Origin of the sequence: Almyronema sp., from assembly GCF_052168255.1 — a bacterium.
In the GTDB taxonomy this organism is placed as follows: Bacteria; Cyanobacteriota; Cyanobacteriia; order Phormidesmidales; family Phormidesmidaceae; genus Sphaerothrix; species Sphaerothrix epifaneia.
This window is the reverse complement of the sequence record NZ_JBQLZL010000031.1, coordinates 108,036-134,678: the sequence shown is the minus strand read 5'-3', so window position 1 is coordinate 134,678 and position 26,643 is coordinate 108,036. Positions and strand designations below refer to the sequence as shown.

The window sequence follows — 26,643 nt, the reverse complement described above, 5'->3', positions numbered from 1 at the left end:
ATTTGCTGGATGATGGTGAACCGCAGTGATAGCTGCGCCCAGTGCGGAACTGGCGGAATTGGTAGACGCGCTAGATTCAGGTTCTAGTGTTCTTAAGAACTTCCGGGTTCAAGTCCCGGGTTCCGCATAACACAAGCTTTTCTTGCAATTTAACCGCCCGCTTTAGGCTGGCACTATTGGCTGAGTCAATGCGCGATTTAGCCCAGTGGCCGTTGTTTGTATGCCAAGTTTGAGCGGTTGTTATGGCTGTTTGTGAGCACAGAAATAAGCATGATCCGGTCAGATTGTCTTATGATTGCTTACATTTTTCAACAAAATATTTAATATCTATACGTTTTTAGCGAATAAGCCAATTTTTGCCATTTTTCAGGTTTATACCTCTGTTTTTAACTTTTAGGTTCATGTTGACTAGCCTGCAAAATCCACTGATTAAGCAAATTCGTAAGCTGAGTCAGGCTAAAGAGCGGCGATCGCAGCAAAGATTTTTGCTTGAAGGGACTCACCTTTTAGAAGTTGCTTGCTCTGTAAACTATCCCATCGAAGTCGTTTGCTATACACCGCAATGGCAGGCCCGGTACCCTCAGCTTTGGCAGCAGGCTGTCGCTCAAGCACAGCGTGCTGAAGCGGTAACCCCAGATGTTTTGAAGTCGATCGCCACGACTGTTAATCCGGATGGCGTCATTGCTACAGCCAGACAGGGAGCCGTTAAGCCCTGTCCAGCGAACCCCGATTTGGGTCTAGTTTTAGAAACTATTCAAGATCCTGGCAATTTGGGATCGATCATTCGCACGGCGGCGGCTGCCAACGTTGATGGTTTGTGGCTGAGTGAAGACAGTGTAGATTTGGCTCATCCTAAGGTTTTGCGATCGACAGCGGGGCAATGGTTCAAGCTGCCGATGCAAATTAGCTCTGACTTGTCTCAGCAAATGAGCCAGTGGCAACAATCAGGTATACAGGTCTTGGCGACGGCGGCTGACGCTCAGCAAAATTATTGGAACTGCGATTTGCGCTTGCCTACGGTTTTACTGCTGGGTAACGAAGGGGGTGGACTGTCCCCTCAGATGGCTAACCTTGCTACTGATGTGATTAAAATTCCCATTCAACCCGGGGTAGAGTCTCTCAACGTTGCGATCGCAGCCGCTGTTATTTTATTTGAAGCACAGCGACAGCGACAAAGCGGGTAGCCTGTTGCGTTTGGGGCAGCCTGCTCCTCAATGATGGGGGTGTTTGGGAACAGGGCAATCTCCCTGTGAGATGACTCAGAAAAAATCAGCTCTGCTCAGGGGGTTCCCCATTGCGACTTTTCATATAGCGCTCAATATCAGCCGCCGCTTCTTCTAAAGCAGCCAAGTCTATGGGATGGTTAGGCGTTTTGGCCTGGGCGGAATTTGATGGCTGAGTGAGCGTTTGTTGCTCTTCAACGGTTGTGTTGAGAAAAGCTTCTAATGCCGCTAGTGCCTGCCTAAACTCTTTTGCGGCGTGCTGACGATGGTCTTGAAGAGGGTCTTGCATACAATCCGCTCCAGAATCCAATGGGAAATCTCTCGATAATTTCAAGACACCTATTCAGGATGCCTCAATTGATATTCAACTTACCGTTTGGGGCAAGTAGCAACCGCACAAAAGCAGAAATTGCCTCAGACTGGGTCTGAATTCTTTAGAAGGTGCCCAAAACTGACCGCCGAATCGCATTGAACCTTGTACCGCCTGAGCCGTGGATCTTTATGTGTGAGCATGAAGGGCGTAATTTTGTGTAACGATGTCTATGGTATTGCTAACGTTCTTAAGATGTTAGCAAGCGTTTCGTTTTAGACCCATTGGATGCAGGAGAGGGACGTGAGTCAGGCGTTCGATTACGACTTAGTGATTATTGGGGCTGGCGTTGGTGGACATGGTGCTGCCCTTCATGCCGTTAAGTGCGGCCTTAAGACTGCCATTGTTGAAGCAGGTGATATTGGCGGCACCTGTGTTAATCGTGGCTGTATTCCTTCAAAGGCGCTTCTGGCAGCTTCTGGCCGAGTGAGAGAACTGCGCAACACTCACCACCTCAAGTCTTTGGGCATTCAGGTAGGAGATGTTTCGTTTGAGCGGCAGGCGATCGCAGATCATGCTAAAGACCTGGTGAGTAAGATTCAAGGCGATATGAGTAATAGCCTGACTCGCTTAGGAATTGACGTGATCAAAGGCTGGGGCAAGCTAGCAGGCGAGCAAAAGGTAGTGGTTGAAACCGCCTCCGGTAGCCAGATGTTGACGGCAAAAGATGTTCTGCTATCGACGGGATCGGTGCCTTTTGTGCCGCCTGGAATTGAGCTAGACGGTAAAACTGTTTTTACCAGTGATGAGGCTCTGAAGCTAGACTGGCTTCCCCAATGGATTGCAATTATTGGCAGTGGGTATATTGGCCTAGAATTTTCTGATATTTATACGGCTTTGGGTTCAGAGGTGACGCTAATCGAAGCGCTCGATCGCCTGATGCCAACGTTTGATCCCGACATTGCCAAAATTGCGCAGCGAGTTTTAATCAATCCTCGTGATATTGAAACCAAGGTTGGGGCGATCGCCAAAACGGTTAAACCGGGTTCGCCCGTTGTGATTGAACTGGCTGATCCGAAAACTAAGGAAGTCAGCGAAGTTTTAGAGGTAGACGCTTGCTTGGTAGCTACGGGGCGCATTCCGGCGACTCAAAACTTGGGTCTTGAGAGTGTTGGCGTTGAGCTAGATCGGCGTGGCTTTATTCCTACGGATGCGTATTTGGCTGTGTTGAGGAACGGAGAACCCGTTCCCCACCTCTGGGCTATTGGTGATGCGATGGGCAAGATGATGCTGGCTCATGCGGCTTCAGCCCAAGGGGTTGTAGCGGTAGAAAATATTTGCGATCGCCCGCGTGAAGTCAACTATCTCAGCATTCCAGCGGCGGCGTTTACCCATCCGGAGGTCAGCTTTGTGGGGCTAACAGAGCCTGCCGCCAAAGAACTGGCAGAACAGCAGGGTTTTCAGGTCGGTGCGGTACGCACTTACTTTAAGGGCAACTCTAAAGCACTGGCTGAAGGCGAAGTCGAAGGGTTAGCCAAGGTAATTTATCGCAAAGATACAGGGGAAATTTTGGGGGCGCATATTATTGGGCTGCACGCCTCTGATTTGATCCAAGAAGCCGCTAATGCGATCGCTCAAAAAACCTCTGTTGCAGATTTGTCCTTTATGGTACACACTCACCCAACGCTATCAGAGGTTTTAGATGAAGCCTTCAAGCGGGCAGAAGTTGCCCACTAGTTTTTTGCTCGTTAAACAGGTGCCATGAAGATCCGCAGACGCCCACCTAATCCATCCGTTAAAGTACAAAATTTGAGCTACCAGGTGCGTGTCCCTGAAGCTGAACCGCGCAACATTTTAGAAAAAATCATCTGGCACAAAGAAACAGAAGTTAGCCAAATGCGCGAACAGCTTTCTTTGGCTGATCTGCAGCGGCGGGTGCTGGCAACTGCGCCACCACGCAACTTTATAGCAGCTTTGCGCCAAAGTAAGACTCAGCCAGCCCTGATTGCTGAAGTGAAAAAAGCTTCTCCGAGCAAAGGGGTCATTCGCCCAGACTTTCAACCTGTTGAAATTGCTCAGGCGTATGCCTCGGCTGGGGCAGCTTGTTTGTCTGTGTTGACGGATAAAACCTTTTTTCAGGGCGATTTTGCCTATCTTGCAGCCATTCGAGCGGCGGTAGCGGTGCCGCTGTTGTGTAAGGATTTTCTGATTTATCCGTACCAGATTTATTTGGCTCGCGTAAGTGGGGCGGATGCGATTTTGCTCATTGCGGCTGTTCTTTCTGATGAAGATTTGCGCTACTTTGTACGGATTGCTAAAGCATTGGGCATGAGTGCCTTGGTGGAAGTCCATACCCTAGAAGAACTAGATCGAGTGCTGGCGATTGAAGAGGTACAGTTAATTGGCATTAACAATCGTAATTTGGAAGACTTTACGACTGATTTAGCGACCACCCAAACGTTGATCAGCCAGCGGCAAGCCATATTGCAGTCTCGTGATGTGCTCGTTGTCAGTGAGTCAGGTCTATTTGACTCGGCGGATATTCAGTTTGTACAGCAGGCGGGGGCGCAGGCGGTGCTCATTGGGGAATCTTTGATGAGGCAACCTGATTTAGGTGAGGCGATCGCCGCCCTGTTTGCTTAAGATAATCTTTCTGCCCCCGTTGAAATAAGTCTGTTATAGAGCCTATGGATCGGCCAATTCCGTTGCCTTCTCACATTCACTATGAACTCTTGCTACAGCTATTAGAGCGACAAACTTTGTTTTCGCTTCAGCAGCGATCGCCCCAGCAGCAACAAATACAGGAGCTAATTTTTACCCTGCGTAAAGCCCTGTCTCAACAAAAACAGCTTGAAGAAAGCTGCCGCAGTTCGGGGATTGCGATTGAATATCATTGGTCGCTGAACGATACGGCGGCTCCTAGCGCGCCGCATACGGATGAATATTGAACTTCAGCGCTACGGCGCTAGACGGGCTTTTTTTAAGCGGTTGTCTTCGTACCATTGGGCGATCGCTGGCACCCAGGCTTGAAAGTGGGGCCAGATAAACTCACATAGTTTTTGGGCTTCAAGTTGGGCATCGGCTTTCCAACGCAAGTCGAGCAGATGCATCAGCGATCGCACGTTAGCCGACATCACCCAGTGCTGCCGGACATCGAACGGGATCAATCCCCGCGCATGTTCTTCTGAAAGCCCCTGCTCAATTCGCTGCTGGTAGTGCTGACAAGCCGCTAAGCACCAATCGAGATCTTGCTGTCGCTGCTCGGCAGTATATTCGTAGCGCTTACCCTGGCGATCGCTATAGAACCCTACAGGACGCAAATAAAAAACTTCATCCACCTCTCGCTGGCCTTTGACCACATCTAGCAGTCTGATCCCAGTGTAACGAAATGACTGCACATCGAAGCTCACGCCCACGCGATGGGTGCGGATTTGCTGCATGGTGGAGTGGGGAAACCAGCCGCAGTTAAGGACGATTTGAGGGTGTTCTAAGGGGCCGTAATGGCCGCGACCGCCTTTGAGCAGATTTTTGATCACTAAATCGCCAGCCTTGGCTTCATCCGGCCAGCGATCGCGCTCATCAGCCACAAACGCCTCGGCATAGTCTTGGTGCATAGCCGCGTAGATCGCCTGCTGCGGATAGGGTGTTTGGGTAATAACTTCGACTCGAAAGCGATCCATAACGATTAGAACTAATAGCACACAGGATTTTCTAGCATACGTCTTGAGCTGCTATCTCAGTCGGTTTATTATATTTTTCTCGCTATTGCGGCGGGCTAACCTAAACGGACTCTACATACTCAGTTTGAGAACGGCGCAGGGGCGATCGCAGCGCCGATACCCGAGCCACAGATTCTAGCTGCAGCGGCGGTGCCCCTTGACTCAGCTGGGGTAAGGTGGCTGAGGTTGCCTGAAGCCCTGCTCGTAAGGTATTGCGAACAATGGGATCGCTTTCTTGCACCAAAAGCACTCGAAAACAGTCAATGATTTGCGATCGCATCGCAGTAGAGCGCTCCAGATCATAGGGCGTTTGCTGGCTGCTGGTTGGGTCAAGCCAATAAATTAAGCGCTGAATAGCCACTAGACGCCGTAGGGGATCGCTATGAGTCAGTTGCGCCAGAAGCTGGTGGGGATCGCTCTCTGGGCTGGTGTGAACTGCAGACGCTTTGAACTGCCAGAGCAATAAGGCCAGCGTGGCTAGACTCAGCCCGGTTGGTGTGAGCAAGCCCAAGGCCAACCAGGGATTATCAACTGCTGACCAAAGAGATAAAACGCCGTAGGCGGCTATACTCATTGCCAAGCCACTAGCAGCGGTCATAACAGTGGGCTGCTTGAGCTGCAACCAGAGCTTTTCACAGCTTTGCTCAAACAGTTGCCAGTGGGCTTCATCAGCCAGCCAGTTAATTAAACGAATAGAGCCGATGCCAACAGACATAGCCGCCAGTAGCCGCCAGTTTGAAGTGGCTAGTACGAATCCCGTTAGCCCTGCCAGCCACAGCGTTTGTGCTGAAGTCTGGTTGACCCGTGAAGAAAACGCTTTTTCCCGCTTGAGGCTACGGGTCAGTTTGTGCGCCGCAATTTCAACCGATGTCAGCATCTCCTGCCAGGAGGATTCTAGTGCCACCTTAACTCCCTAGATGAGTTTGTTCCTCTAGTCTATGGCATGTTATCCCTTCTGTAGCGGCAACTTCCAGGGCGATTGCGGTGGTAGTGCTAAGCCCCCATCAGGTGCTTAACTTGCTGCGCCGTTGCGGGTGCTAGCAAAACGCCATTACGGTAGTGTCCGGTGGCTACAATCACGTTGTCATAGCCTGTCAGCTTCTCAATGACCGGAGCCGGACGCCCTTGCGGTCGGGGGCGCAGTCCTGACCAGGTTTGTAAACAAGTGCCCTGGGCGATCGCCGGACAGTAAGCGATCGCGCCTTGAATCAAGCTCTCTAACGCTTCTGCTTGGGGCTGAGTAACCGGAGTTGGGCTGTTGGGCGGAAATTCGACGGTGGCTCCAATCCAGTATTGATTTGCGCTTAACGGGACTAGATGGATATCGCGACCGTTGATGACGGGTTGAAAGCCGGGATCGCCTAAAGGAGCCTCTAGCTGTAGCCGCACCGCCTGCCCTAAAACGGGTATCAAAGAAACAGCTTGCTTCGCTAGCGAGCCAGACCCCAAACCCGCCGCAATGACGACCCAGTCTGCGGCGATCGCGCCGTTGCTAGTGTGTACCTGTGCTGCGTGACCGGGGGCGGTCGGTTCAATTGCCTGTACCTCACAGCCAAACTGAAAGTGAACCCCGTTTTGCTGGGCGGCTTTGACCAGAGCCAGCGTTAGCGCTGTGGGATCGATCTGGCGATCGCGCGGCGAGTAAATGGCTGCTTGCACAGCCTCAACCTTGAGGTGAGGACATTGAGCTTTGAGCTGTTGGGGTGACCAAATTTCTAGAGGCCAGCCTTGAGCCTGTCGCGTTTGCTGTAGCTGCTGCCATTTAGCAATGTCTGCGGCGTCAAAGCAGAGGCTGAGAATTCCTGCGCGATTAAACGGCAGGGGGTGACCAATCGCCCTTTCTAGCGCTGGAATCAGCGTTTCGTAACGCTGCAAGCTAGCTTCGCGTAGCTGCCAGGTGCGACCTTTAACCTTATGGCTAATCACCCCCATCAAAACCCCCAGCGCGGCTCCCGTAGAGCCTTGAGCCGGAAACTGGCGATCGCAGACCCATACCTCCCAGTGGGGTACTTGGCTCAACTCATACGCGATCGCGGCTCCGACAACGCCACAGCCGATAACAACGACTCGATTGTTCACAATGGCTAAGGCTGGGGCACCAGGTCTAGAAAAGCATCAAAATCTTCTAAAGCAGCTTGATACTGCCGCTTAGCAACCGAGGCGTTGCGAGCGACAGCCGCTTCGTCAATGGCTACAAGATGGTTGTATAAATCTTGAGCCAGATCGTTAGCCTTGGTTTGCGCTTGGGGTAACAACTGACGAGCTAAACGATTCATTCGTGCCCGTAATTCCCCCAGAGGGCCATGAATAAATGACTGCACATTTGTCCAATCTTGAGCTTGAATGTAGGCTTTGAGTTCTGGAATGCGTTCTCGTAGGGCAATAACACGCGGCACATAAGCCTGAATTTGCTCGATTTGGGTTGGACTGTAGGTAGGAGGGGGAGCCTGCTGGGCTGGGCTACAGCTAACGATTAGCACTGCGATCGCAGCCACAAGTAGGCGAATGAATGACCGATGCCATGTCATAGAATTTGTCCCTCCTAATGCACTGATAAGCCTGATCAGACGCTCAAAAACTGAGTATTCTCTCTTGTGAAGGTATTTTACGGAGGAATGCTCGACTTTGCCAGTTCAGAGAGCCTCAATCTCAGCCCTTCAGCAGATACCAGATCCGCTAGGGTACCGTTTACTGCAGGCAGGACTAGATGTGAGCTAGCAGTATTAGACGGAGCCAGCAGTCGTAAAGCGAGGTTGGCTTTGCAGACTCAAGGGCGTAGTTGGGGTCTAACCTTACCCTAGCGTCAAAACTTAATTTTTCCATTAGCTATGGATATTTGCTATCTACACTTCTATGTTGAAAATGCGATCGCTTGGAAACAGTGGTTTTCACAGCGGCTGAGGTTTCAAGTTGTGGCTTCTCAAGTAGAGGCCACTGCCCAAACCGAAGTTTTGCAAAATGGGGGAGTCAGGGTTGTGATTTCTTCCCCGCGAACCTTAGCTAGCCCCGTTGCCCAATATCTACAGCAGCACCCTGCCGGGGTTGCGGGGGTGGCATTTGCAGTGCGGCAGCTAGAAACTGTGGTCGCCCAGGCGATCGCCGCTGGCGCACAGCTATTGCAGCCTATTACCGCAGACCCCCAACGACCAGGTCTACGGTGGTGCCAGGTTCAGGGGTGGGGTCACTTACACCACACCCTGATAGAATCGCCGCCTGAGTACTTACCCGTGCCCCTGCTTAGTTCCCAGGCTCAGTGGCAGTTTTTAGCCAACCGAGCTGATCAAACCTCGGCAGACTTTTTAGCCGTAGATCATGTGGTGCTAAACGTAGCGGCGGGGCAACTAGCTCAAGCCATCGACTGGTACGAGTCGGTTTTAGGGTTTAGCCGCAAACAGACGTTTGAAATTCGCACCGCTCATTCAGGTTTGTGCAGCCAGGTTATGGTGCATCCCCACGGCTCTGCCCAAATGCCCATTAATGAACCAACGTCTGTTAATTCGCAAATCCAAGAATTTTTAGACTACAACCAGGGCATTGGTATTCAGCATGCTGCCCTTCGGACTGCCGATATTGTGCAAGCAGTTAGGACGTTTAGACAAAAACAAATCCGCTTTATTTCGGTGCCTCCTACCTACTATCACCAGCTTCCCCAACGACTAGGGAGGTTGCCAGCCTTGGTAGACTGGCAGGCGATCGCCCAGCAGCAAATTTTGGTCGATTGGCCGTCTGATCATCCTCAAGCTTTGTTGCTGCAAACCTTCACAGAGCCAATCTTTGCTGAACCGACCTTCTTTTTCGAAATGATTGAGCGCCAGCCCTACCAGGTAGATGACCAGCAGCGATTGGCAGAAGGATTTGGGGAGGGCAATTTTCAAGCTTTATTTGAAGCGATTGAACGGGAACAGCAAAAACGCGGCAGTTTATGAAGATACGAAAAAGCCGATAAGATGCGATAGCCTGTAATAAAAGTTAATGGTCTGCCACCTTATGCTGCGCATCATTACAGACTTTGATGGCCCGATTATGGATGTTTCTCAGCGGTACTATCAGGTTTATCAATACTGTCTAGAAACCATCCGTTTGCCCCACCAGGCCATTCGACCGTTAACCAAAGCAGAATTCTGGCGCTGTAAGCGGGCTCAAATCCCCGAACGAGAAATTGGTCAGCGTTCCGGGCTAGACATTGAGCAAGCCAAAGCCTTTGCTCGTTTACGGCGCGATACCGTCCACACCTTGCCTTATCTCATCTATGACCGCCCCCTAACAGGGGCGATCGCCGCCTTAGAGCGGATTCAAGCTGCCCAGATTGACCTAGCGGTTATGACCATGCGCCGCGATCGAGAGCTAAAAGCAGCTTTGGAGCAACACGGTTTAGAGCACTTTTTTCCACCCGCCAAGCGGTACTGCCTCAGTGACGATTACGTTAAGCAAACAGACGTTAAGGATAAGCCTTTGTTGATGCAGCAGGCTCTAGCCGATCTCCCTGCTAGGGCTAACGTTTGGATGATTGGAGACACCGAAGCAGACATCATTGCCGCCCAGCAATTCGGTATTCCGGTGGTAGCGGTTTTGAGCGGCATTCGCGATCGCGATCGCCTAGCCGCTCACCAGCCTAGCTTTATCGTGCCAGATCTAGGCGCTGCGGTTGATCTGATTTTGCAGCAAGCACTGCCCACCAAAGTTGGTTGCTCACAGTAAGCCTTGGAATCCCTCAGTGGCAGGTTTTTAACGCAGAAAGCTGCTAGCCAACCAAAGGACTAAAAACGTCACCAGAGCGGCCACGGCTTCTGGGCTAGCAAACTCGAATTCCGCCCCTTGGGGAATTAAGAGCTGTCCAGCCGTTAGCCCCAACGCTAAACCAATCACCAAGCCTAAAAGGGTGAGTAAAACTGAGCGCCAAAGCTTGTGTTCCTTACGATTGAGGAAATAAACGCTACAGGCAACCCCTAAAGCCAAAGCTAAGGCAGGCGAATAAAAGCCAGCAAGTGCGAGTAAGCAAAAAATTCCGGCTGGCTGCAAAATATCTTTGCGCTCAGGTGTGTCTAGTAGCTGGTTAAGCCATGCTGCATTGGGTCGAGACACTGCAGGCGGAGCATCAAGCGCAGGCTCTGGCGATTTTTCAGCAAATCGGATCCGATCGGGTACCTTAATTTTGCCTTCCTGCCGCAGCCGTAGCCGCTCCATTAGAATGGCATCGTAAGCAGCCTCAATCGCTTCCATTTCCTTGCGATCGTCTGAACACGCCTCTAGAAGGCGATCCCGTGCTGTCTGAATTTCCTCAAATGAGGAAGCTTCAGTTACTCCTAATGTCTCGTATGAACTCTGATCGCTCATCTGAGAACCTCCGAGAGACCCCGCATATTATATAAATTGACAGGATAGAAACAGGGTCTAAAGCAATCAATATCCATAAGCTGGTTTGATTAACCCCTAGCCATCAGTGTAGCGAGGGAGTCGCTAAATCGAAAGCTTAGCTGTAATAAAGCTGTAGATTGATTATGGCGATATCCCCAAAAAGCAGGCTTTTGGGGTAGGTTTGGTTTCTTTCCTTCAAGAAAATTTCATCTATCTTGAGAATTCAGTTAAATTGACTATGAGGTTATGACAAGATTGTGTTTTTTTCGCTGAACTGGACTGAGATCTATGAAATAGGTTTAAAGCAAGTTTTCGGATTAGCCAGTCAATAGCGGATTGAGCTGACCTCCGACAAAGCACTGTCTATCTTACTGCAAGGTTTTAACGGTTATGGCTGCTGCCAAGATTCTTGTTGTTGATGATGATCCAGCAATCCGCAATCTCATCTATCGGTTTTTGTCAAAGCAGAGTTATCAGATGGAAGCTGCTGAGGATGGCAAAGGTGCTCTCGCAATATTTGAGCAGTTTAATCCAGACTTGGTAATCTTGGATGTCAATTTGCCGGATGCGAATGGCTATGACCTCTGCAAAGAAATGCAGGCGCGAACCGGGGTCTTTATTCTGATGTTAACCAGCCGCACCGACGAAGCCGATAAGATTCGCGGTTTTAATCAAGGGGCTGATGACTACCTGACTAAGCCCTTTAGCCTGGGTGAATTAGAAGTTCGAGTCGGGGCAATTTTGAAGCGGCAGCGACCCGTCACAGCGGCTGAACAACAACGCCTGACGTTTAATCAACTGGCCATTGATCCTGTGCGGCGAGAAGTGACGCTCAACGAAGATCTGGTACCTTTGACGGCTTTGGAATTTGACTTGCTGCATTTTCTCGCTAGCCATCCAGGTCGGGTCTGGCGTCGCACAGAGCTAATTCAAAAGGTTTGGGACTATGAATATGTTGGCGATCAGCGGGTTGTAGATGTTCACATTGGGCAGATCCGCAAGAAAATTGAGATTGATACGACACAGCCAGCTTTGATTCAAACAGTACGCGGCGTGGGTTATAAGTTTGAACCTCCCCAGGAGAATGCTGAAGAGGCTTCCTAGCCGCGTGGGTTCTGACTGGCATCATCTTCAATGTTCAGGCTTGGTTGCGTAATTTCCAGGCGGCGCTGATCAGTTGACCCCAGCGGCGACGCAATTGTTTGGGGGTGCAGTGAAGCTGCTGCGCGATCGCTGGGTCGCGGAACTGCTCATTTTCTGGGTCTTGGGCTTGCTGTTGTTTGAGGGCTAGGAGTTGCTGCTGCTGCGGATCGAGCTGGGCGTTAAAAATTTCCCACTGCTCTGGAGAAAGCCCTAAATGCCGTTCTAAATCCGTGCCTAGCCACTGATGAACCAACTCCCATTGGTGAAACTGAGCAAACTTTTCTACGTGGTACTTAAAGCGCTGTTGCAAATAGTCGCGTTCGCGCGAGGTTAGCCCCAATACCTCGTCGATTTCAGCCGCTGCCATATCTTGTAGCCGCAGGGTGAGATAGTCTACACAGTCTGATTGGTTTTGTTCGTGCAGGTAGGCAATCAGTTCTTGAATCACCCGGTTGCGAATCACCTGCTCGGAAGGATCAACGGCTTCGGCTACCATTTGCTGCCGTAGCTGCTGGACGGCGGGCGATCGCAGAGCTTCTTCGCCCGCCTCGTCTTTGGCCGATTCCATTGCCTGTTCTATGTCGATGGCGGTTTCGTTGGGTTGACGCTTGGCAAAGGCTTGTGCCCGCAAAATAATGAGCTGCTGGTTGTTGCAACCCGGTAGCGTAATGCGCCGCTTAGCGTATTGTTCGGTAAAGGCCATATATTCGGCTAACTCTAACCGCGTCCGGGGCTGATAGTCGGCGGTACAGTCATTTTCACGTCGAAAGGCTTTGAGAGACTCTACGTAAAAGCTTTGTAAGAAGTCTTCTAAGAGGGTATAGCGCCCCTGGAACCCTAGCTGGGCTTGGCTAGGAGCAATATAGCGATAGGCGATCGCGCTCAAGCGGCTATGCAGTTCAACCCGGCCTCGCCGTGAACCAAGGCGGTAAAAGTCCAGACATTTACGAATGCGATGTTGTGCCAGAGAACGTTGCCAAGCCGCTATTTCGCCCGAAGCTTGGATACGGCGACTTTTCTCACAAATACGTTCAACTTCGACAGCCATTCTATGAGCGATTTTGGCTGCTTGATTGGGGCGAATGGCAGACTCTACCTGAAGTTCAGTTTGAATGTAATGACTCAGATCGAGATTGGGCTGACTGGCTTGAGTTGTTGGCGGGGATGGGGGAGTCGCCGCGCGAAAACTGCGACTGTTTGAAGATCCACCGGGTAGGGCAGACTGGGCAAATTTTCCGGTTTGGCAAACATGAACAGTCTGAAAGTGGGTGCCAGTGAAAGAAGTCGTAATTTGAGTGTTCATAGAAATTACCTGGTGATGCACAGTGAGCACGTTGACAAAGACGGTGGCAGCGATTTGTTGCAGGTGGTAAGTCCTAGCCTGTCTCTGACATCTTCACTCTAGGCAATCGGTCTTTAACTACGGGGTGGGCATGTGTCACTATCCCAATCAACTGTCACACGCAATCTTGTGACAGTTGATTGGGATTTCTGTTTAACCTGTTTCAAGCGCTCAGGTTCCTTTAGGGCTAAGACTTACTGCGTTTTACGCAAGTGCTTCAAAAAAATTCAAGTTTTTTTGGCGACTGTGCCAGTTGAGTGGACGGTCTAGCGACAACGGCTGGCTCAAGGGTTGGCTAGGGTGACGCCCCAGGTGAAAGCTGCCTCCGCCCCTAGCCCCTGTCGGGTCATGACGGGTTCTTCCGTCGTGAGGTCTAAAATGCTAGAAACCTGATAGCCCATTGGAGCTTCGTCGTCAATAATGATGTCAACGCTGCCATCCAATCGATCAAAAAGTTCGGCCTTAGCGGTGCGATCGCTGACGACTTGATTGCCGTGAGTGATAGAGAGGGCTGAAGTTGAAACAACGGGATTACCCAAAGCCTCAATCAGAGCCAAGCAAATGGGGCAATCCGGAACGCGGATACCTGTGGTGCGCCGTTTGGGACTCATGACCAAACGGGGAACAAGCTTTGTAGCAGGTAACAAAAAGGTGTAAGGGCCTGGAATTAAGCGTTTGATGATGCGATAGGCACTGTCACTCACTCTGGCATAGTCGGCAATGTTAGACAGCGACGAGCAAAGAAACGTGAGGGGCTTATCGTTACTGATTTGTTTGAGCTGCCTGACCCGCTCAACGGCTGATTTAACATTAAGATCGCAGCCGATGGCGTAAACCGTATCTGTGGGATACAGCACAATAGCCCCCTGCTGGAGCGCCTCTCGAATTTTCTCAATTTTTCGGGTTTGAGGTGTCTGGGGATGAACGTTGTACAGGGTCGCCATATTGCTGTTTCAGGTAAACGTCACGTCAATCGGCCAGTCTGGTTCTATCATCGCGGCGCGATCGCAGCTTAAACAAAGATTTTATGAAAACGTTAGCCTATCTGGATTGCCCTACTGGAATTGCCGGAGATATGTGTTTGGGGGCTTTAGTCGATGCTGGGGTGCCGCTGAGCTATCTCAGCGAACAGCTAGCTCATTTGCCTATTGCCGCAGAATTTACGCTGCGGGCTGATCGGGTTGTCCGTCAAGGACAGGTCGGCACTAAAGTCGAGGTTGAGTTGCATCAGGACGATGCGGATCGGGTTCAGGCGCACCCCTCCCATTCGGCTCCTGTTCGCCATTTGCCTGAAATTGAAGCCTTAATTCAGCAAGCAGCTTTGCCGCAGCGGGCGATCGCGTGGAGTTTGGCTATTTTTCGTCAGTTAGCTGTTGCTGAGGCTGCTGTTCACGGCATTGAGGTTGACCAAGTGCATTTTCACGAAGTTGGCGCAACCGATGCCATTGTAGATATTGTAGGTACTTGTTTGGGGCTAGACTGGCTGGGAATCGACGCCGTTTACTGTTCCGCGTTACCCACAGGTGGCGGTTTTGTCCGCGCAGCTCATGGTCAGCTTCCTGTTCCTGCTCCGGCTGTGCTAAAGCTCTTTGAACTCAGTCAGGTACCCCTCTACAGCAACGGCCTGCAAAAAGAGCTGGTGACCCCTACCGGGGCAGCGATCGCGACTACCTTAGCCACTGAGTTTGGCTCACCGCCGCCGATGCAGCTTCAAAAGGTAGGACTTGGGGCAGGCGGGCGAGATTTGCCGATTCCCAACTTCCTGCGGCTTTGGCTGGGTCAAACCGAAGCAGAAAGCGTCATGCACAAATCTCACTGGCAGCCGCAATCAAAGCCACAGGCGATCGCCGCTTATGCCGGAGCCATAACCGAAACCGTTGTTGAGCTGCAAACTCAAATAGACGACCTCAGCCCCCAAGCCGTCGGTTTTTTGTTTGAGCGATTGCTGGCGAGTGCCGCGCTAGATGTATTTAGCCAAAGCGCAGGCATGAAGAAATCTCGTCCGGGGCTGCTGCTCACCGTCATTTGCCGACCCGATCAAGTTGCCGCTTGTGAAGCGATTTTGTTTGAGGAAACGACTACTTTGGGTATTCGGCGGCGTGAGCAATTGCGCGATCGCCTACCGCGAACGCTAGAACCGCTAGAAACGCCCTACGGCACGATCAACGTCAAGGTTGCACGCCATGCCCAGTCGGGGCATTTGCTCAACGTTCAGCCAGAATACGAAGACTGTGCCAAGGCGGCTCAAGCTCATCAATTACCCTGGCAGACAATTCATCAACAGGTTTTGCAACAGTGGCACCACCCGTCCTGAAACCAAGCATCCCCGGCGATCGCTACAGATTCACCTCTGGTCCGGCTTCATCCTCCGCCTGCGTTCCTTCGGCTAGCTCAGGCTGTCGGATGGCTTGAGAAAAGATCCGGCAGGCATCTAAATTGACCCGACGGGAAAAACTAGCAGACGGTTGAATCTTACCGTTTTCATCGACCTGAATCAGGTTGTACTCAATATTCTCGGCATAGATGGCAAAGGTGACACTAAACACCTCTAAAAAATTGATAATCCAGCGGCACTGATCACGGGGAAACTGCTCATAATAGCGAATCAGCTCCGCAATGCGAACCTCTAAATAGGCATGAGAACTTTTAGACACCAAAATGAGCTTGAGTAAAACAATTGCCAACGTCAGGGAACTCCCCTGGGAAAGCAGCATTGTGAAAAGCATCGAAGGCGTTGATTTGTCTTCAGTTGTTAGATAATCAATGGTGCGATTGCAGGTGCGCAGGATCAGCGACGAATCAAGCGGATTGTCGTTGTAATCGGTGTGAAGCTGATCGAGCTTTTGTGAAAGCTGAGCCTTGAGCGTTTTGACAAAGTCTGGTTGATCGACTGAAAAAATTAAATAGTTAACCAGGCTTTTTTTGAAGCTGCGATAGCGCAGTTCCCTCGTCTGCTGCAAAAAGAGATGAGCCAAGTTGCGATAGCTATAGCGGCCTCGTCGAGCCACAATTGCTTTGATCAGCCTTAAGACCCCTTCTCCTAGCGCCGTCGGGTTTTTAAGCCGTTTGCTGATGGGAGAGGCTGACTGAGAATGAGCCGTGTAAAGAGCCAGCTCAAACTTGAACTTTTCTTTGAGCCGTCTAGAAAGGACTCTGGCGGCTTCTCGCTGCTCAATTGGATTTTGCGTATCCACGTACTGAGGAACCAGGAGATAAGAGGCGTACCGGGTAGACCACTGTTCTTCCCTTGATTCTTCGTGCAGCCGAAAAGCAAACAGCCGAATGGTTTGAAAATCTTCGCTAACAACAAAGCGCCGCAACCAGTTACGCAGGCGCTTCAGCGTGGGAGAAAACGTATGTCGTTGTAAAACAGGATCTTCAAACAAACCAATCAAATCTTGAATGGCCTGGTGTTCGCGCTTCACTTCCCAGTTGTTAATCAGGATGTAGCAGGAACGCTTGAGCGTATTGCAAAATTCTTGTTCGTTGTTGGCGAAAACAATGGCATATAAAGAGGGCAGCGTCTCGGCGTTAGTGGTGTCACTGTGCTGAATGAATAGCCGCTTGAACTCTTCGAGAACCTGCGAGGCGGGCCAAGTCTTAACAATCTTGAGTAAAAAATCGTAGATGGTTTGCTGAGCTTCTTGCAGTTCAAGCAACATCCGCTCAGGAGGATGGGAAGACGCAGACTGATAATCACCCGGAACTCTATCCACTATCATTGCGACATTAAAGACAGCAGAGGACATCGAGGCAGAGGTGGGCTTGAATACTTGCCTAAAAGCTCAGTAGGACAACTCTTAAACCGTTGAGGTTGTCTGGATGACCTCCTCAACTACTTGCACAGGCAGTGCCTTCTGTAGGCAATCAACGTTGCTTAAGAATTGCTTTGACTACTGATCATCCTTAGCACCACACTCCAGCCTACAAAGGATACTCAGTAAATTCCACAGGAATTACGAAAAAGTTGAGATTTTTCTTTGGTGAGAAAGTCCTCACGACTCCGCTGCAGCGATCGCGCTAAAGTTCAGCTTCAGGCGGATATGCTCACCCAACTACGAATGAATTCCCTGCTGCTTTATCTCCAAACTTAAGGTCATACAGAAATGCACCTTATCTGTCGTCAGGCCACATGGATGGGGGCGGAGGGACTTGAACCCTCACGACCTTGCGGTCAACGGATTTTCATCCTTTCACAGCTTTCACTGCTGCCGTTGGCTCAAATGAGCGATCGCGGCTTTAAGGATTGGACCCTCCCTTTACCCTCGACTTTACGTTAGGGTAGCTCCCGTCGGGCCTCTGCACCTTCCCTTGCTGACTGGGCTTTTGCCTGACAGCAAAGACTTGGCTCAGGATTGCCATATTCCCGAAGGAACTTAGGTTTCCCTGAATTTGAGAGCTTCCACTTGGGGGATTTCTCCTCCAAGGCTCAGTTTCCTAAGTCCGTAGCGTCTACCATTCCGCCACGCCCCCAAACAGTATTAGGCAACTGCCCTACTGATGGTTTTACCGTATTGTCTATTCCACCACCAAGTGTCCTCAGATGCAACTATCTTCTGCGTAAACTCAAAAAGTAGCCGCGTGAACCAGTGCAAGGCTATATATGTCTGGTGGGTCTTAGCCTATGCAAAAAAAACTGTCTAACCAAGGCTAGGCAAGCCTTCTGAGTAATCAAGCCCTCAGTTGAAAGGCCAGCCGTTGCTGCCGTACTCTGGCTGCTGCCGTAAAAAGCAATGGCGCTACGACTCAGTCGGGCTAGATGGCTGAGCATTGGCAGGGGAGGGGGCAAAACTTTTCTAGCGCTGCCGTCACTCCCTGAACAACCCAACAGGTTTTAAGATAAAGACTGGACAACAAACGCTAGTCACTAAGCTCGGCATGATTACTGCAATTTTGTATCTGGTGTTAGGGGGGGCTTACCTGGTAGTCATACCCGGTATTTTGCTGTTTTACCTTAAAGCCCGCTGGTATACCGCTGGTTCGATTGAGCGCACCTTGCTTTATTTCTTGGTCTTTTTCTTTTTCCCCGGTATGTTGCTGCTCAGTCCTTTTCTCAACTTTCGCCCCCGGCGGCGTTCTTTAGAAAGCTAGCTAATTAGCTTATGCGCAGAATTGACGTAATTGGGATTGGTCTGGGCGTCTTTGTGGTTGGGGGTGTGCTTTTTGGCGGACTCCAGCTTTTCGGCTTAGATGGTGTCTCGGCTGGAATTTGGAGTCAGGTTATCTTGGTGGCAGGTCTTTTGGGCTGGGTGGCGACTTACTTGGTCAGAGCTTTAGGCCACAAGATGACCTACCATCAACAGTTGCAAGACTATGAAGATGCAGTACTGCAAAAACGGCTAGATTCGCTGACGCCGGAGGAACTGGCAGCTTTGCAAGCAGAGTTGGCTGCTGAAGCCGAGGCTCGTTCAACCGCTGAAACTCCTCCTGGCTGAGCTAAGAAGATACTTGCGATCGCGCGATTGCGGTTGCCTCTTGACTTAGACTTTTTTAATGGCTGTTGTTGCTAATGCTGATTGGCTTAGCAAGGGGGGCTGTTTGGCTCGTTAGCCCCCGGTAGCTGTTGAAGTGCTAGTCAAGTAGGAAAATTGATGAAGTCCGTCTCTGAACAGTTTTGTAGTCTCCGCGATCGCCAGCAGTGTGCCCTTATCCCGTTTGTCACAGCGGGGGATCCCGATCTAGCCACCACTGCGGCTGCCCTTAAAATTCTCGATCGTAGCGGGGCTGATTTTATCGAATTGGGGGTTCCCTATTCTGACCCGCTGGCGGATGGCCCTGTTATTCAAGCCGCCGCAACCCGTGCTTTGCAACAGGGTGTCACGCTTGATCAGGTTTTAGAGATGTTGCGATCGCTCAGCCCTCAGCTTCAGGCTCCCGTCATTCTCTTTACCTACTACAACCCGATTTTGAATCGCGGTATTGACACCTTTTTTCAAGATATTGCCGCAGCGGGTGCTAAGGGCTTGGTGGTTCCCGACTTGCCGCTAGAAGAAGTTGAAACACTGCTAGCGCCTGCTGCCGCCGCCGATATTGAAATTACGTTGCTGGTAGCGCCGACAACACCGCGCGATCGCATCCAGCAAATTGCAGCCCAGTCTCGCGGCTTTATTTATCTGGTCAGCGTCACCGGGGTCACCGGGATGCGCACCGAAATTCAGTCTCGGGTGCAGTCGCTGCTGCAGGAATTAAAAGAAATGACAGATAAGCCGATTGGCGTCGGCTTTGGGGTTTCTCAGCCCGAACAAGCCCAGCAGCTAAAAAACTGGGGAGCCGATGCCGTCATCGTGGGCAGCGCCTTTGTCAAGCGACTTGCCACAGACCCAGAAGCTGGGCTAGCGGCGATCGAAACATTTTGCCAACAGCTCAAAGCGGCTCTCTCAGCAGGCACAGTTGACTAACGACCGCATTTTGCGCTTTTGGACTACAAGCGGGATAAGTCAAGCGCAAAAACCAGAATTTATAGAAAATTTAACTCTGCGGTAATCTGCGGCTATTCCGGCTTTACGCCGCAGCCAGCGCAAATTAATTTCAATTTGAACGCGCTAGGTCTTGCAAAAGGTAAATGGTCATGGAATACTCTGAGCCGTAGGATTTTTAACTATCCTCAGAGCCTACCGCAGTAGGCTTTTCTAGCTGAATACTGAGATATCTTTGGTATTCTATTTGGCTAGAAAAGAAGGCTGATTGCCCGTCTTTTTACGGATATATCGCCTAACTGTGGGACGGCGTCAGGATAGGCTACTGAGGGGTTTGACCCCTCGCTCAGCGGTTTTGGCATCAGGTTTTATTTTGCATGAGCGGGTACAGCGCTTTGTAAGAGCCTGAATTTGTGTCAAAGCAATTTACAACTGCCTGAACGCGGTGGAAAAGCTATTTTCTGCCAGCGTTGTGCCACTCAATCAAGATGATCCTTGGGGTGCAGGTTTTGATTGCGTTCCAGCTACCTAGCAGCGTGTGTTTGAAATGCAAAAACGGCTTATAAAAGGCCTGCGATGTGGCTTACTGTTTTTGATTGCAATTTTAGTCAGCTATTTGCTGAGCTATTTAGGGCAGCCTGTGCCCGTTAGCCAAGCGCAAACAATGGTCACTAACCAGGCAGGTGCAGCCTTTGGCCCAGATCGAACTCCCCTCAGTTCTAATGAAACAACGTTTCAGATACCCGGGCAGGCAGCGCTTAGCATTACCAAAACGGCTGATCGAGCAGCGGCTGAACCAGGCGATGTCGTCCTCTACCGCCTGTTGATTCAAAACACAGGGGCCGCTGTTGCTGCGCCCATCACGATCGCAGACCAACTGCCCTTTGGCTTAACGTACGTTAACAATTCTGTGCGGGCGGCGGTTGAAGGAGTCTCGGTGACGCCCAGCGCGGTCACGCCTGATGGCAACCGCGTTGTCTTCCAGTTTGATGGGCTATCGCTATCGCCAACTCAGCGGCTAGAAGTTGTCTATGCGGCTCTGCTAACGCCTGATGCAATTCGCGGTTCGGGGCAAAACGTGGCTCAGGTTTCGGCACCGGGTATTCCACCAGCGGCGGCAGTGTTTCAGCTCACTATTAGAGCGGGTATCTTGTCGGACTGCGGCACGATTATTGGTCGTGTCTTTGTGGATAAAAACTTTGACGGTGAGCAACAGCCTGGTGAGGCAGGCGTGCCTAACGCTGTCATCTTTATGGATGATGGCAATCGCATCATTACCGATCCGGAAGGCTTGTTTTCAGTTGTCAATGTGGTTTCGGGCAATCGAGTCGGCACTTTGGATTTGAGCAGTCTACCGGGATATACCTTAGCGCCCAATCTTTATCGCATTGAAAACAACAGCCAATCTCGCTTAGTTCGTTTGGCCCCTGGAGGACTGGCTCGCATGAACTTTGCCGTCACGCCGACGTTTGGAGAGGGAGAATCATGATGATGCGGCAAGTTAAAGTATCTGACGGTTTTTCTGCCACCGCACTGACGACACTTTTGGGTGCTTTAAGCCTAGCGGCTCCTGCAGCGGCGCAGACGATGACGGCTGCGGCTACCTCAGAAGACCTGCCAGCGGCGACGGTTGCTGAAGCTGGAACAGTTGAGACGGCTGTAACGGTTGCGGATCTCTCAGCGGCTGATTATGAGGTAAACGCGGCCGCGCTGACGCAAGCGCCTATCGCTGCCGAAACGGACTTGTCCCTAACAGGGCAGGCATTGCCGAATGTCAGCTTGGAGTCTGCGCCAGCAACCGCCCAAACCCCAGCCACAACTTCAACAGATCCGGTTGATCAAAAGGCTGCGGAAGCTGTTGATCCGGTCATTTTTAATGATCCAGGGGTTGAGGACGTTTTTGTGGATGAGGTTGATCAGTTTCCATCGCCGCTGCTCGAAGCTGAAGCTGAATTTCAAATTACGCTGAGGGCTACCGAAAGGCCGACCGTACCAGCCAATGGGCGATCGCTGCTGCCTTTAGAAGGCCAAATTTTAGGGGCAGCGGGTCAACCTATCGATCGCGATGTGGTCGTCACGCTAACGGCCAGTGCTGGCGAGTTTGCGGGGGCAGACTATGACCGCGATCGCGCTGGCTTTCAGGTTTTAGCGCGTCGGGGGCAATTTCAAGCGCAATTGCGATCGACGCTAGAAGCGCAGCAGGTGCAGTTGCGAGCTGCGGTTAGTGGCTTAGCCGCGAGAGGACTTGAGGCCGACGCGGTTGATCAGTCTTATCCAGAGATAACGACCTACGCCTACGTTCAATTCACTACCGACCTCAGACCGTCTTTGGTATCGGGGGTGATAGACCTGCGCATAGGGCCAGGAGCGACTAACTTTTGGGGCAGTTTTCGTGATTTTCTTAACCCTGGCGACATCGACGATGACTTTGAAGTTGATCTAGATGCCTCGCTGTTTGCCATTGGCAGTTTTGGTGAATGGCAATTTACTGGCGCTTTCAACGCTGATCGACCGCTCAATGAACGCTGCGACGGCAGCAATAGCTTGTTTCGAGACGTTCAGTTTTGTGAACAGACCTACCCAGTCTATGGCGATAGCTCCACTAACGACTTCCTCACGCCTTCGATCGATAGCTTTTATGTTCGCTTTCAGCGAGACTCAGTGGTGCCGGGGGCTGAGCCTGACTACTTCATGTGGGGTGACTTCAGCACCCAAGAACTCAATCGCCCTTCCCAAACTTTTACCGGGGTGACCCGCCAGCTACATGGATTTAAGGGAAATTACACGTTTGGCAATGGCTTTCAGCTAACGGCGCTCTACGCCAACAATATTCGTGCCTTTCAGCGAGATACGCTGGCACCAGATGGCACCAGTGGCTTTTATTTTCTGTCTCGCCGCTTAGTGTTACGGGGCAGTGAAAACGTATTTTTAGAAATTGAAGAGTTCAATCGTCCCGGCACAGTGCTAGAGCGGCGACCCCTCTATCGCGGTGCAGACTACGAGATTGATTACGATCGCGGTACGTTGCTCTTTCGCCAGCCGATTTACGCCACTGAAGTGAATCCGCTGGGCGATTTGCTGGTACGCCGCATTGTCGTTACCTACCAGGTAGATAATCCCAACGGTGGTGACGGCAACCTTTATGCAGGTCGTCTACAATACACCTTCAACAATGGGCTAAGCGCTGAGGATAGCTGGATTGGTGCTACGGCTTTGATTGAAGATCAAGGCGTGCGCGACTTTACCTTGTTTGGCTTTGATGCCCTTTTGCCACTGGGTGAAACGGGGGAACTGGTGGCAGAAGTGGCCCGTTCTAACTTTGACGTGGGTAGCACTGAAACATCAGGCAATGCTTATCGTTTTGAAGCGGTGGGCAATATCACCAGCGGTATTCGTGGGCGGGCTTATCTAACGGCTGCCGATAGCGGCTTTACTAACACCGCTACCACCAGTTTTCGACCGGGGCAAACCCGCTGGGGAGGAGAGCTAGCCGCACGGTTGGGGCCAACGACCGTTTTTGCCTTTCAGTTTGACCAAGAAGATAACGAGGGACAGGCCCCGCAGGTTTTGACTACCGTCAATGACTTGTTTTCACCGGGACGCGAAACTGTTTTGGGCGATCGCGTTGACAATCGCCTCACTACCTTTCGCGCTGGCATCCAGCAGCAGTTGGGCAGCGCCGTCTTGGGCTTTGACTGGCTGCACCGCGATCGCGAAGACAACCTGGCCAATACTGATGCAGTCAGCAATCAGCTGGTTTCTCGCTTTACCTTGCCCATTACCAATACGCTGCGATTTTTAGCTCAGGGAGAACTGAATCTAGCGGATGACGAAGACCCGCTCTACCCTGACCGTACCCGAGTAGGCTTAGAGTGGCAGGTTCAACCGGGCGTTACCATGACCCTGTCGCAGCAGTTTGCCTTTAGCGGGGATGAACCGCGCTCTATTACCCGCTTAGACACCAACGCCAACTACGAACTAGACGACAACACCTCTCTAACCCAGCGCTATTCTTTGCTCGGTGGCTTTAATGGCATTACCGGGCAAGGAGCCATTGGCCTTAATCACCGCCTGATTTTGGCACCAGGGTTGCGGGCTACCCTAGGCTTTGAGCGGATCTATGGAGATGCCTTTAACCTCACCGGGGCTGGCCGTCAGTTTGCCCAACCCTTTGCCGTTGGTCAAAACAACACGGCGCTGGGGCTACAGTCAAGTACCGCCTTTAGCGCCGGACTGGAATATACGGACAACCCTGATTTTCAGGCCAGTGCCCGCCTAGAACACCGCAGCGCTGATGACGGTGGCGGTAGCAATACCGTGCTGACGGCTGCCGTTGGTGGGCGGGTGACGCCCGCGCTGACGACGCTGTTTCGTTACCGTCAGGCCAACTACGCCAACCAGTTAATTACAGACGATTTAGATGATTCTGTCAGCCTCAAATTAGGGCTAGCTTACCGCAACCCGGTGAGCGATGTTTTTAACGGCCTGCTGAGTTACGAATACCGTCGCAACCCAGCAACCACGCCAAACACTATTTTGTTTGGGGCTGGCGATGATTCAAAAGACCATACGCTAGCGCTGGAGGGCATCTACGCACCCGATTGGCGCTGGGAGTTTTACGGTAAATACGCTTTGCGCTATAGCGCCGCTACCCTGGCAGATGATTTTGAGTATGCCAACGCCATTCATCTAGCGCAAATGCGAGCAACTTATCGTTTTGCCTATCGTTGGGACATCACAGGTGAGGCTCGCTGGATTGGGCAACCCCGCGTTAGCTACAACGAAGTCGGCTTTGCCGCAGAGCTTGGCTACTATTTGACGCCTAATTTGCGCTTGGGGGTGGGCTACAGCTTTGGCGAAGCCAATGACAACTCGTTTGTAGGCGGTGGGGGCTACCGTTCTCAGAGCGGCCCTTATTTAGGCATTACGTTTAAGGTCAACGAATTGTTTAATGATTTTGGCTTGCAGATGGTGTCACCGCCGCAACAGCAAGAATCTTATGTCGATTCAGCCGCAGCAGAGGCGAATCCGGTGATGTCTGAGGGAGGCGAAATCTAATGCGTTCACTTTTTCTGGCTCCGATCGCTTTGCTGGGCGTCAGCGCGATCGCTCAGGCTCAAATTCCGGTTGAATCTGGCTATCAAATTACGGTCAATAGCAACCTTGATGAGCAACAGCCCGACACCGCCCTCACTCTTAGAGAAGCGATCGCCTTAGCCAACGGTACCCTAACTTACGAATCGCTCAGTCCAGCCGAGCAAGCACTGGTACGTCCCTCTGCGGCTGGCGGCACGCAAATTGGCTTTGATTTGCCCCCTGGTGAAACGACTATTGCTCTAAGCGAACTGTTGCCAGCGGTAACGGCTGCAGATGTGACGATTGACGGCACCACGCAAGCGGGTTACGACCCATCGGTTGCGCCTCCTGCCCACGTTGCGGTGCCGACCCCCATTGTCAGCCTGACGCCTGCGGCGGGAGCAGAGGTTTTTCGGGGACTGATGATTAGCGGCGATCGCGTCACTGTTCGCGGACTCAGCATTTACGGTTTTTCTGCTGCTAGCCGTGCCACGCAAACGACGCCCCCTGCCGACATCTTTATCAGCAACGCACCTCCCCCGGCTGATGCTAGCCCGCTATCTCCCCCCGTTCGTTTTTTTGACTATGAGGCTGAACTAGCTCCGGCAGACGTCCGTATTGAACAAAACTGGCTAGGACTACCGCCGACGGGTGAAATTCCGGATCAAACTTCGACCTTTGGCGTGTCGGTGTTTAATGCCGTTAATCCGCTGATTCGTCAGAACCGCATTGAGTATCACGAAGGCAGCGGCATTATTACCAGCGTCCGGGCTCAAGGATTACAGGTGACGCAAAACACGATTTTGAGCAACGGTTTAGCGGGTATGCCAGACGCAATTCGGCTAGAAGGTGAGATCACCGATGCCGCCATTGTTGATAACCTGCTGTGTGGTAATGACGGCAGTGGCATCTTTATGTTCAAGCCAACGGGAGCGGCTACCATTCGCGACAACATCATTCAATTTAACGGTCGCCGCTTTGAACGAGCCGCCGTTTACGTCATGGGGCAGGCTCACCAGATTACCGATAACTTTATTGGCTATCAGCCTGGGGCAGGGGTAGCGGTGACTGCTTTTCCGCTGAGCGATCGCAATATTATTCGCAACAATCGCTTTGCAGCGCTAGACGGCTTAAGCATTGACCTCAACTATGCTCACAATGTGCAGGTGCAGGATTTTCAACAGGGCGATGGCCCTAATCCTCCCCGCAACTCGCGCTACCGCCGCGAGGATACGGGCAATGCCGCTATCAACGCGCCTCAGTTTAATGCTTCTACTTTTGCGCTGGTGGGTGACCAGGTCAGCCTCAATGGTCGGGCGGATCCCGGTTCAGAAGTTGATCTTTACCAGGTGTCAGCAGCGGGTAGCTACCGTCCGCTGGCAAAGCTGCTGACGACTGTTCCGGTGACTGAGCAAGGAACGTTTAGCGCGGTGGTGGCTCTGCCAGCAGGGACTGCGATCAGCGCGATCGCTACTGACCCTCGCTATGGCACCTCTGAACCGAGTGCGCTAGCAACGGTGGCTGCGGCTGACGGTAGCGTGCCTGTTTTGCTTTCTCAACCTGTCAATGCGCCGAGCTGTTTACCGCCTGTTGTGCAGCAGCCACCGCTGGTTGAACCCCCTGAGCCGATTCGTTTGCGGGTGCCTCGTAACATTCACTTTGCCCTCGACCGTGCTGATATCAGCACCGCCAGTGCTGAGGTGCTAAGCCGCATTGCAGCCGTATTGCTGGAATATCCTTTTTTGACGGTTGAAATTCAGGGGCACACCGATCCAAGAGCGAGCGTGGCTTATAACCAGGCACTCAGCGATCGCCGAGCCAAATCAGCGCGTGACTATTTGTTGCGTCAGGGGGTTGCGGCTGAGCGGATGCGCATTGTGCCTCTCGGTGAAAGTCAGCGAGCCACAACGGGCAGTAGTCGCATTGATTACGCCCGCGATCGCCGCGTTGAGTTCATCTTTGAAGACACGCGCGGTCTCGACATCATTTTTGAATCGCAAGAAACCGACCTCCAGCCAGAGTAGGCTGATTCATCAAAAACTTTTAGAATGCTGAATCT

Annotated in this window: 23 protein-coding genes and 1 tRNA gene; 15 read left to right on the top strand and 9 right to left on the bottom strand. The window is 51.6% G+C overall.

Going from position 1 to position 26,643, the window contains the following annotated elements:
• The first annotated feature begins 43 nt into the window (after nt 1–43).
• Nucleotides 44–127, top strand: a tRNA-Leu gene (locus tag ACTS3T_RS06285).
• A gap of 274 nt (nt 128–401) precedes the next feature.
• Nucleotides 402–1,184, top strand: coding sequence for a TrmH family RNA methyltransferase (locus tag ACTS3T_RS06280; RefSeq protein WP_377962764.1), 783 nt, complete (start codon nt 402–404; stop codon nt 1,182–1,184).
• An 85-nt stretch (nt 1,185–1,269) separates the two neighbouring features.
• On the opposite strand, the gene ACTS3T_RS06275 is transcribed toward ACTS3T_RS06280, so the two are convergent.
• Nucleotides 1,270–1,512 carry a hypothetical protein gene (locus tag ACTS3T_RS06275; RefSeq protein ID WP_377962762.1) on the bottom strand — a complete coding sequence of 81 codons (243 nt, stop codon included), beginning with the start codon at nt 1,510–1,512 and terminating at the stop codon, nt 1,270–1,272.
• A gap of 324 nt (nt 1,513–1,836) precedes the next feature.
• On the opposite strand from ACTS3T_RS06275, the gene lpdA reads away from it, so the two are divergent.
• Genes lpdA through ACTS3T_RS06260 form a run of 3 tightly spaced genes read left to right on the top strand, consistent with a single transcriptional unit; the run spans nt 1,837 to nt 4,481 of the window.
• A complete protein-coding gene (gene lpdA, locus ACTS3T_RS06270) occupies nt 1,837–3,270 on the top strand; it encodes a dihydrolipoyl dehydrogenase (RefSeq protein ID WP_377962760.1) in 1,434 nt (477 codons plus the stop codon).
• Between the two features lie 24 nt (nt 3,271–3,294).
• The gene (gene trpC, locus ACTS3T_RS06265) at nt 3,295–4,176 is read left to right on the top strand and encodes an indole-3-glycerol phosphate synthase TrpC (protein ID WP_377962758.1); all 882 of its coding nucleotides are present in this window, start codon (nt 3,295–3,297) and stop codon (nt 4,174–4,176) included.
• 44 nt (nt 4,177–4,220) lie between these two features.
• Nucleotides 4,221–4,481, top strand: a complete 261-nt coding sequence (locus ACTS3T_RS06260; protein WP_377962757.1) for a DUF5340 family protein — start codon at nt 4,221–4,223, stop codon at nt 4,479–4,481.
• Between the two features lie 9 nt (nt 4,482–4,490).
• On the opposite strand, the gene thyX is transcribed toward ACTS3T_RS06260, so the two are convergent.
• From thyX to psbQ, 4 genes are all read right to left on the bottom strand, one after another.
• A complete protein-coding gene (gene thyX, locus ACTS3T_RS06255) occupies nt 4,491–5,213 on the bottom strand; it encodes an FAD-dependent thymidylate synthase (RefSeq protein WP_377962756.1) in 723 nt (240 codons plus the stop codon).
• Between the two features lie 100 nt (nt 5,214–5,313).
• The gene (locus ACTS3T_RS06250) at nt 5,314–6,156 is read right to left on the bottom strand and encodes a hypothetical protein (protein ID WP_377962754.1); all 843 of its coding nucleotides are present in this window, start codon (nt 6,154–6,156) and stop codon (nt 5,314–5,316) included.
• Nucleotides 6,157–6,245: 89 nt separating this feature from the next.
• On the bottom strand, nt 6,246–7,331 hold the full coding sequence (locus tag ACTS3T_RS06245; protein ID WP_377962752.1) for an NAD(P)/FAD-dependent oxidoreductase: 1,086 nt from the start codon (nt 7,329–7,331) through the stop codon (nt 6,246–6,248).
• A gap of 5 nt (nt 7,332–7,336) precedes the next feature.
• Nucleotides 7,337–7,780, bottom strand: coding sequence for a photosystem II protein PsbQ (gene psbQ / locus ACTS3T_RS06240; protein WP_377962750.1), 444 nt, complete (start codon nt 7,778–7,780; stop codon nt 7,337–7,339).
• A gap of 300 nt (nt 7,781–8,080) precedes the next feature.
• Here psbQ and hppD point away from each other — a divergent pair, with 300 nt between their 5' ends.
• Both hppD and ACTS3T_RS06230 read left to right on the top strand, forming a co-directional pair.
• Complete coding sequence (hppD, locus tag ACTS3T_RS06235) at nt 8,081–9,178, top strand: 4-hydroxyphenylpyruvate dioxygenase (RefSeq protein WP_377962748.1); 1,098 nt, start codon at nt 8,081–8,083, stop codon at nt 9,176–9,178.
• 61 nt (nt 9,179–9,239) lie between these two features.
• Entirely contained in the window at nt 9,240–9,950 is a 711-nt protein-coding gene (locus ACTS3T_RS06230; protein WP_377962745.1) for an HAD family hydrolase, read from the top strand.
• A gap of 27 nt (nt 9,951–9,977) precedes the next feature.
• On the opposite strand, the gene ACTS3T_RS06225 is transcribed toward ACTS3T_RS06230, so the two are convergent.
• Complete coding sequence (locus ACTS3T_RS06225) at nt 9,978–10,586, bottom strand: CPP1-like family protein (protein ID WP_377962742.1); 609 nt, start codon at nt 10,584–10,586, stop codon at nt 9,978–9,980.
• A gap of 411 nt (nt 10,587–10,997) precedes the next feature.
• Between ACTS3T_RS06225 and ACTS3T_RS06220 the strand changes: the two genes are divergently transcribed.
• Nucleotides 10,998–11,711, top strand: a complete 714-nt coding sequence (locus ACTS3T_RS06220) for a response regulator (protein ID WP_377962739.1) — start codon at nt 10,998–11,000, stop codon at nt 11,709–11,711.
• Nucleotides 11,712–11,745: 34 nt separating this feature from the next.
• Here ACTS3T_RS06220 and ACTS3T_RS06215 read toward each other — a convergent pair whose 3' ends face one another.
• Both ACTS3T_RS06215 and ACTS3T_RS06210 read right to left on the bottom strand, forming a co-directional pair.
• Nucleotides 11,746–13,053 carry a hypothetical protein gene (locus ACTS3T_RS06215; RefSeq protein ID WP_377962736.1) on the bottom strand — a complete coding sequence of 436 codons (1,308 nt, stop codon included), beginning with the start codon at nt 13,051–13,053 and terminating at the stop codon, nt 11,746–11,748.
• Nucleotides 13,054–13,376: 323 nt separating this feature from the next.
• Nucleotides 13,377–14,036, bottom strand: coding sequence for an L-threonylcarbamoyladenylate synthase (locus ACTS3T_RS06210; protein WP_377962733.1), 660 nt, complete (start codon nt 14,034–14,036; stop codon nt 13,377–13,379).
• A gap of 83 nt (nt 14,037–14,119) precedes the next feature.
• Between ACTS3T_RS06210 and larC the strand changes: the two genes are divergently transcribed.
• The gene (gene larC, locus ACTS3T_RS06205; protein ID WP_377962730.1) at nt 14,120–15,406 is read left to right on the top strand and encodes a nickel pincer cofactor biosynthesis protein LarC; all 1,287 of its coding nucleotides are present in this window, start codon (nt 14,120–14,122) and stop codon (nt 15,404–15,406) included.
• 22 nt (nt 15,407–15,428) lie between these two features.
• Here larC and ACTS3T_RS06200 read toward each other — a convergent pair whose 3' ends face one another.
• Nucleotides 15,429–16,814: a hypothetical protein gene (locus tag ACTS3T_RS06200; protein ID WP_377962727.1), complete on the bottom strand. Its 1,386-nt coding sequence runs from the start codon at nt 16,812–16,814 to the stop codon at nt 15,429–15,431.
• A gap of 1,156 nt (nt 16,815–17,970) precedes the next feature.
• Between ACTS3T_RS06200 and ndhL the strand changes: the two genes are divergently transcribed.
• From ndhL to ACTS3T_RS06170, 6 genes are all read left to right on the top strand, one after another.
• Entirely contained in the window at nt 17,971–18,183 is a 213-nt protein-coding gene (gene ndhL / locus ACTS3T_RS06195) for an NAD(P)H-quinone oxidoreductase subunit L (RefSeq protein ID WP_377962724.1), read from the top strand.
• Between the two features lie 11 nt (nt 18,184–18,194).
• A complete protein-coding gene (locus ACTS3T_RS06190) occupies nt 18,195–18,527 on the top strand; it encodes a DUF3007 family protein (protein WP_377962721.1) in 333 nt (110 codons plus the stop codon).
• A 156-nt stretch (nt 18,528–18,683) separates the two neighbouring features.
• Nucleotides 18,684–19,490 carry a tryptophan synthase subunit alpha gene (gene trpA / locus ACTS3T_RS06185; RefSeq protein ID WP_377962718.1) on the top strand — a complete coding sequence of 269 codons (807 nt, stop codon included), beginning with the start codon at nt 18,684–18,686 and terminating at the stop codon, nt 19,488–19,490.
• Between the two features lie 610 nt (nt 19,491–20,100).
• Complete coding sequence (locus ACTS3T_RS06180; RefSeq protein WP_377962715.1) at nt 20,101–20,997, top strand: DUF11 domain-containing protein; 897 nt, start codon at nt 20,101–20,103, stop codon at nt 20,995–20,997.
• Nucleotides 20,994–24,566, top strand: a complete 3,573-nt coding sequence (locus tag ACTS3T_RS06175; protein ID WP_462934855.1) for a TonB-dependent receptor — start codon at nt 20,994–20,996, stop codon at nt 24,564–24,566. Before ACTS3T_RS06180 ends, ACTS3T_RS06175 begins: the two co-directional genes overlap by 4 nt.
• Nucleotides 24,566–26,608, top strand: coding sequence for an OmpA family protein (locus ACTS3T_RS06170; protein ID WP_377962709.1), 2,043 nt, complete (start codon nt 24,566–24,568; stop codon nt 26,606–26,608). The genes ACTS3T_RS06175 and ACTS3T_RS06170 overlap by 1 nt, the downstream gene beginning before the upstream one ends.
• The last annotated feature ends 35 nt before the right edge of the window (nt 26,609–26,643 follow it).

Coding starts and splice junctions, on each gene's coding strand:
- ACTS3T_RS06260 (WP_377962757.1), top strand. CDS start 4,221: ATGGATCGGCCAATTCCGTTGCCTTCTCACATTCACTATGAACTCTTG.
- thyX (WP_377962756.1), bottom strand. CDS start 5,213: ATGGATCGCTTTCGAGTCGAAGTTATTACCCAAACACCCTATCCGCAG.
- ACTS3T_RS06220 (WP_377962739.1), top strand. CDS start 10,998: ATGGCTGCTGCCAAGATTCTTGTTGTTGATGATGATCCAGCAATCCGC.
- ACTS3T_RS06225 (WP_377962742.1), bottom strand. CDS start 10,586: ATGAGCGATCAGAGTTCATACGAGACATTAGGAGTAACTGAAGCTTCC.
- ACTS3T_RS06275 (WP_377962762.1), bottom strand. CDS start 1,512: ATGCAAGACCCTCTTCAAGACCATCGTCAGCACGCCGCAAAAGAGTTT.
- ndhL (WP_377962724.1), top strand. CDS start 17,971: ATGATTACTGCAATTTTGTATCTGGTGTTAGGGGGGGCTTACCTGGTA.
- ACTS3T_RS06210 (WP_377962733.1), bottom strand. CDS start 14,036: ATGGCGACCCTGTACAACGTTCATCCCCAGACACCTCAAACCCGAAAA.
- ACTS3T_RS06230 (WP_377962745.1), top strand. CDS start 9,240: ATGCTGCGCATCATTACAGACTTTGATGGCCCGATTATGGATGTTTCT.
- trpA (WP_377962718.1), top strand. CDS start 18,684: ATGAAGTCCGTCTCTGAACAGTTTTGTAGTCTCCGCGATCGCCAGCAG.
- ACTS3T_RS06190 (WP_377962721.1), top strand. CDS start 18,195: ATGCGCAGAATTGACGTAATTGGGATTGGTCTGGGCGTCTTTGTGGTT.
- trpC (WP_377962758.1), top strand. CDS start 3,295: ATGAAGATCCGCAGACGCCCACCTAATCCATCCGTTAAAGTACAAAAT.
- ACTS3T_RS06200 (WP_377962727.1), bottom strand. CDS start 16,814: ATGATAGTGGATAGAGTTCCGGGTGATTATCAGTCTGCGTCTTCCCAT.
- ACTS3T_RS06280 (WP_377962764.1), top strand. CDS start 402: ATGTTGACTAGCCTGCAAAATCCACTGATTAAGCAAATTCGTAAGCTG.
- larC (WP_377962730.1), top strand. CDS start 14,120: ATGAAAACGTTAGCCTATCTGGATTGCCCTACTGGAATTGCCGGAGAT.
- hppD (WP_377962748.1), top strand. CDS start 8,081: ATGGATATTTGCTATCTACACTTCTATGTTGAAAATGCGATCGCTTGG.
- psbQ (WP_377962750.1), bottom strand. CDS start 7,780: ATGACATGGCATCGGTCATTCATTCGCCTACTTGTGGCTGCGATCGCA.
- ACTS3T_RS06170 (WP_377962709.1), top strand. CDS start 24,566: ATGCGTTCACTTTTTCTGGCTCCGATCGCTTTGCTGGGCGTCAGCGCG.
- ACTS3T_RS06215 (WP_377962736.1), bottom strand. CDS start 13,053: ATGAACACTCAAATTACGACTTCTTTCACTGGCACCCACTTTCAGACT.
- ACTS3T_RS06175 (WP_462934855.1), top strand. CDS start 20,994: ATGATGATGCGGCAAGTTAAAGTATCTGACGGTTTTTCTGCCACCGCA.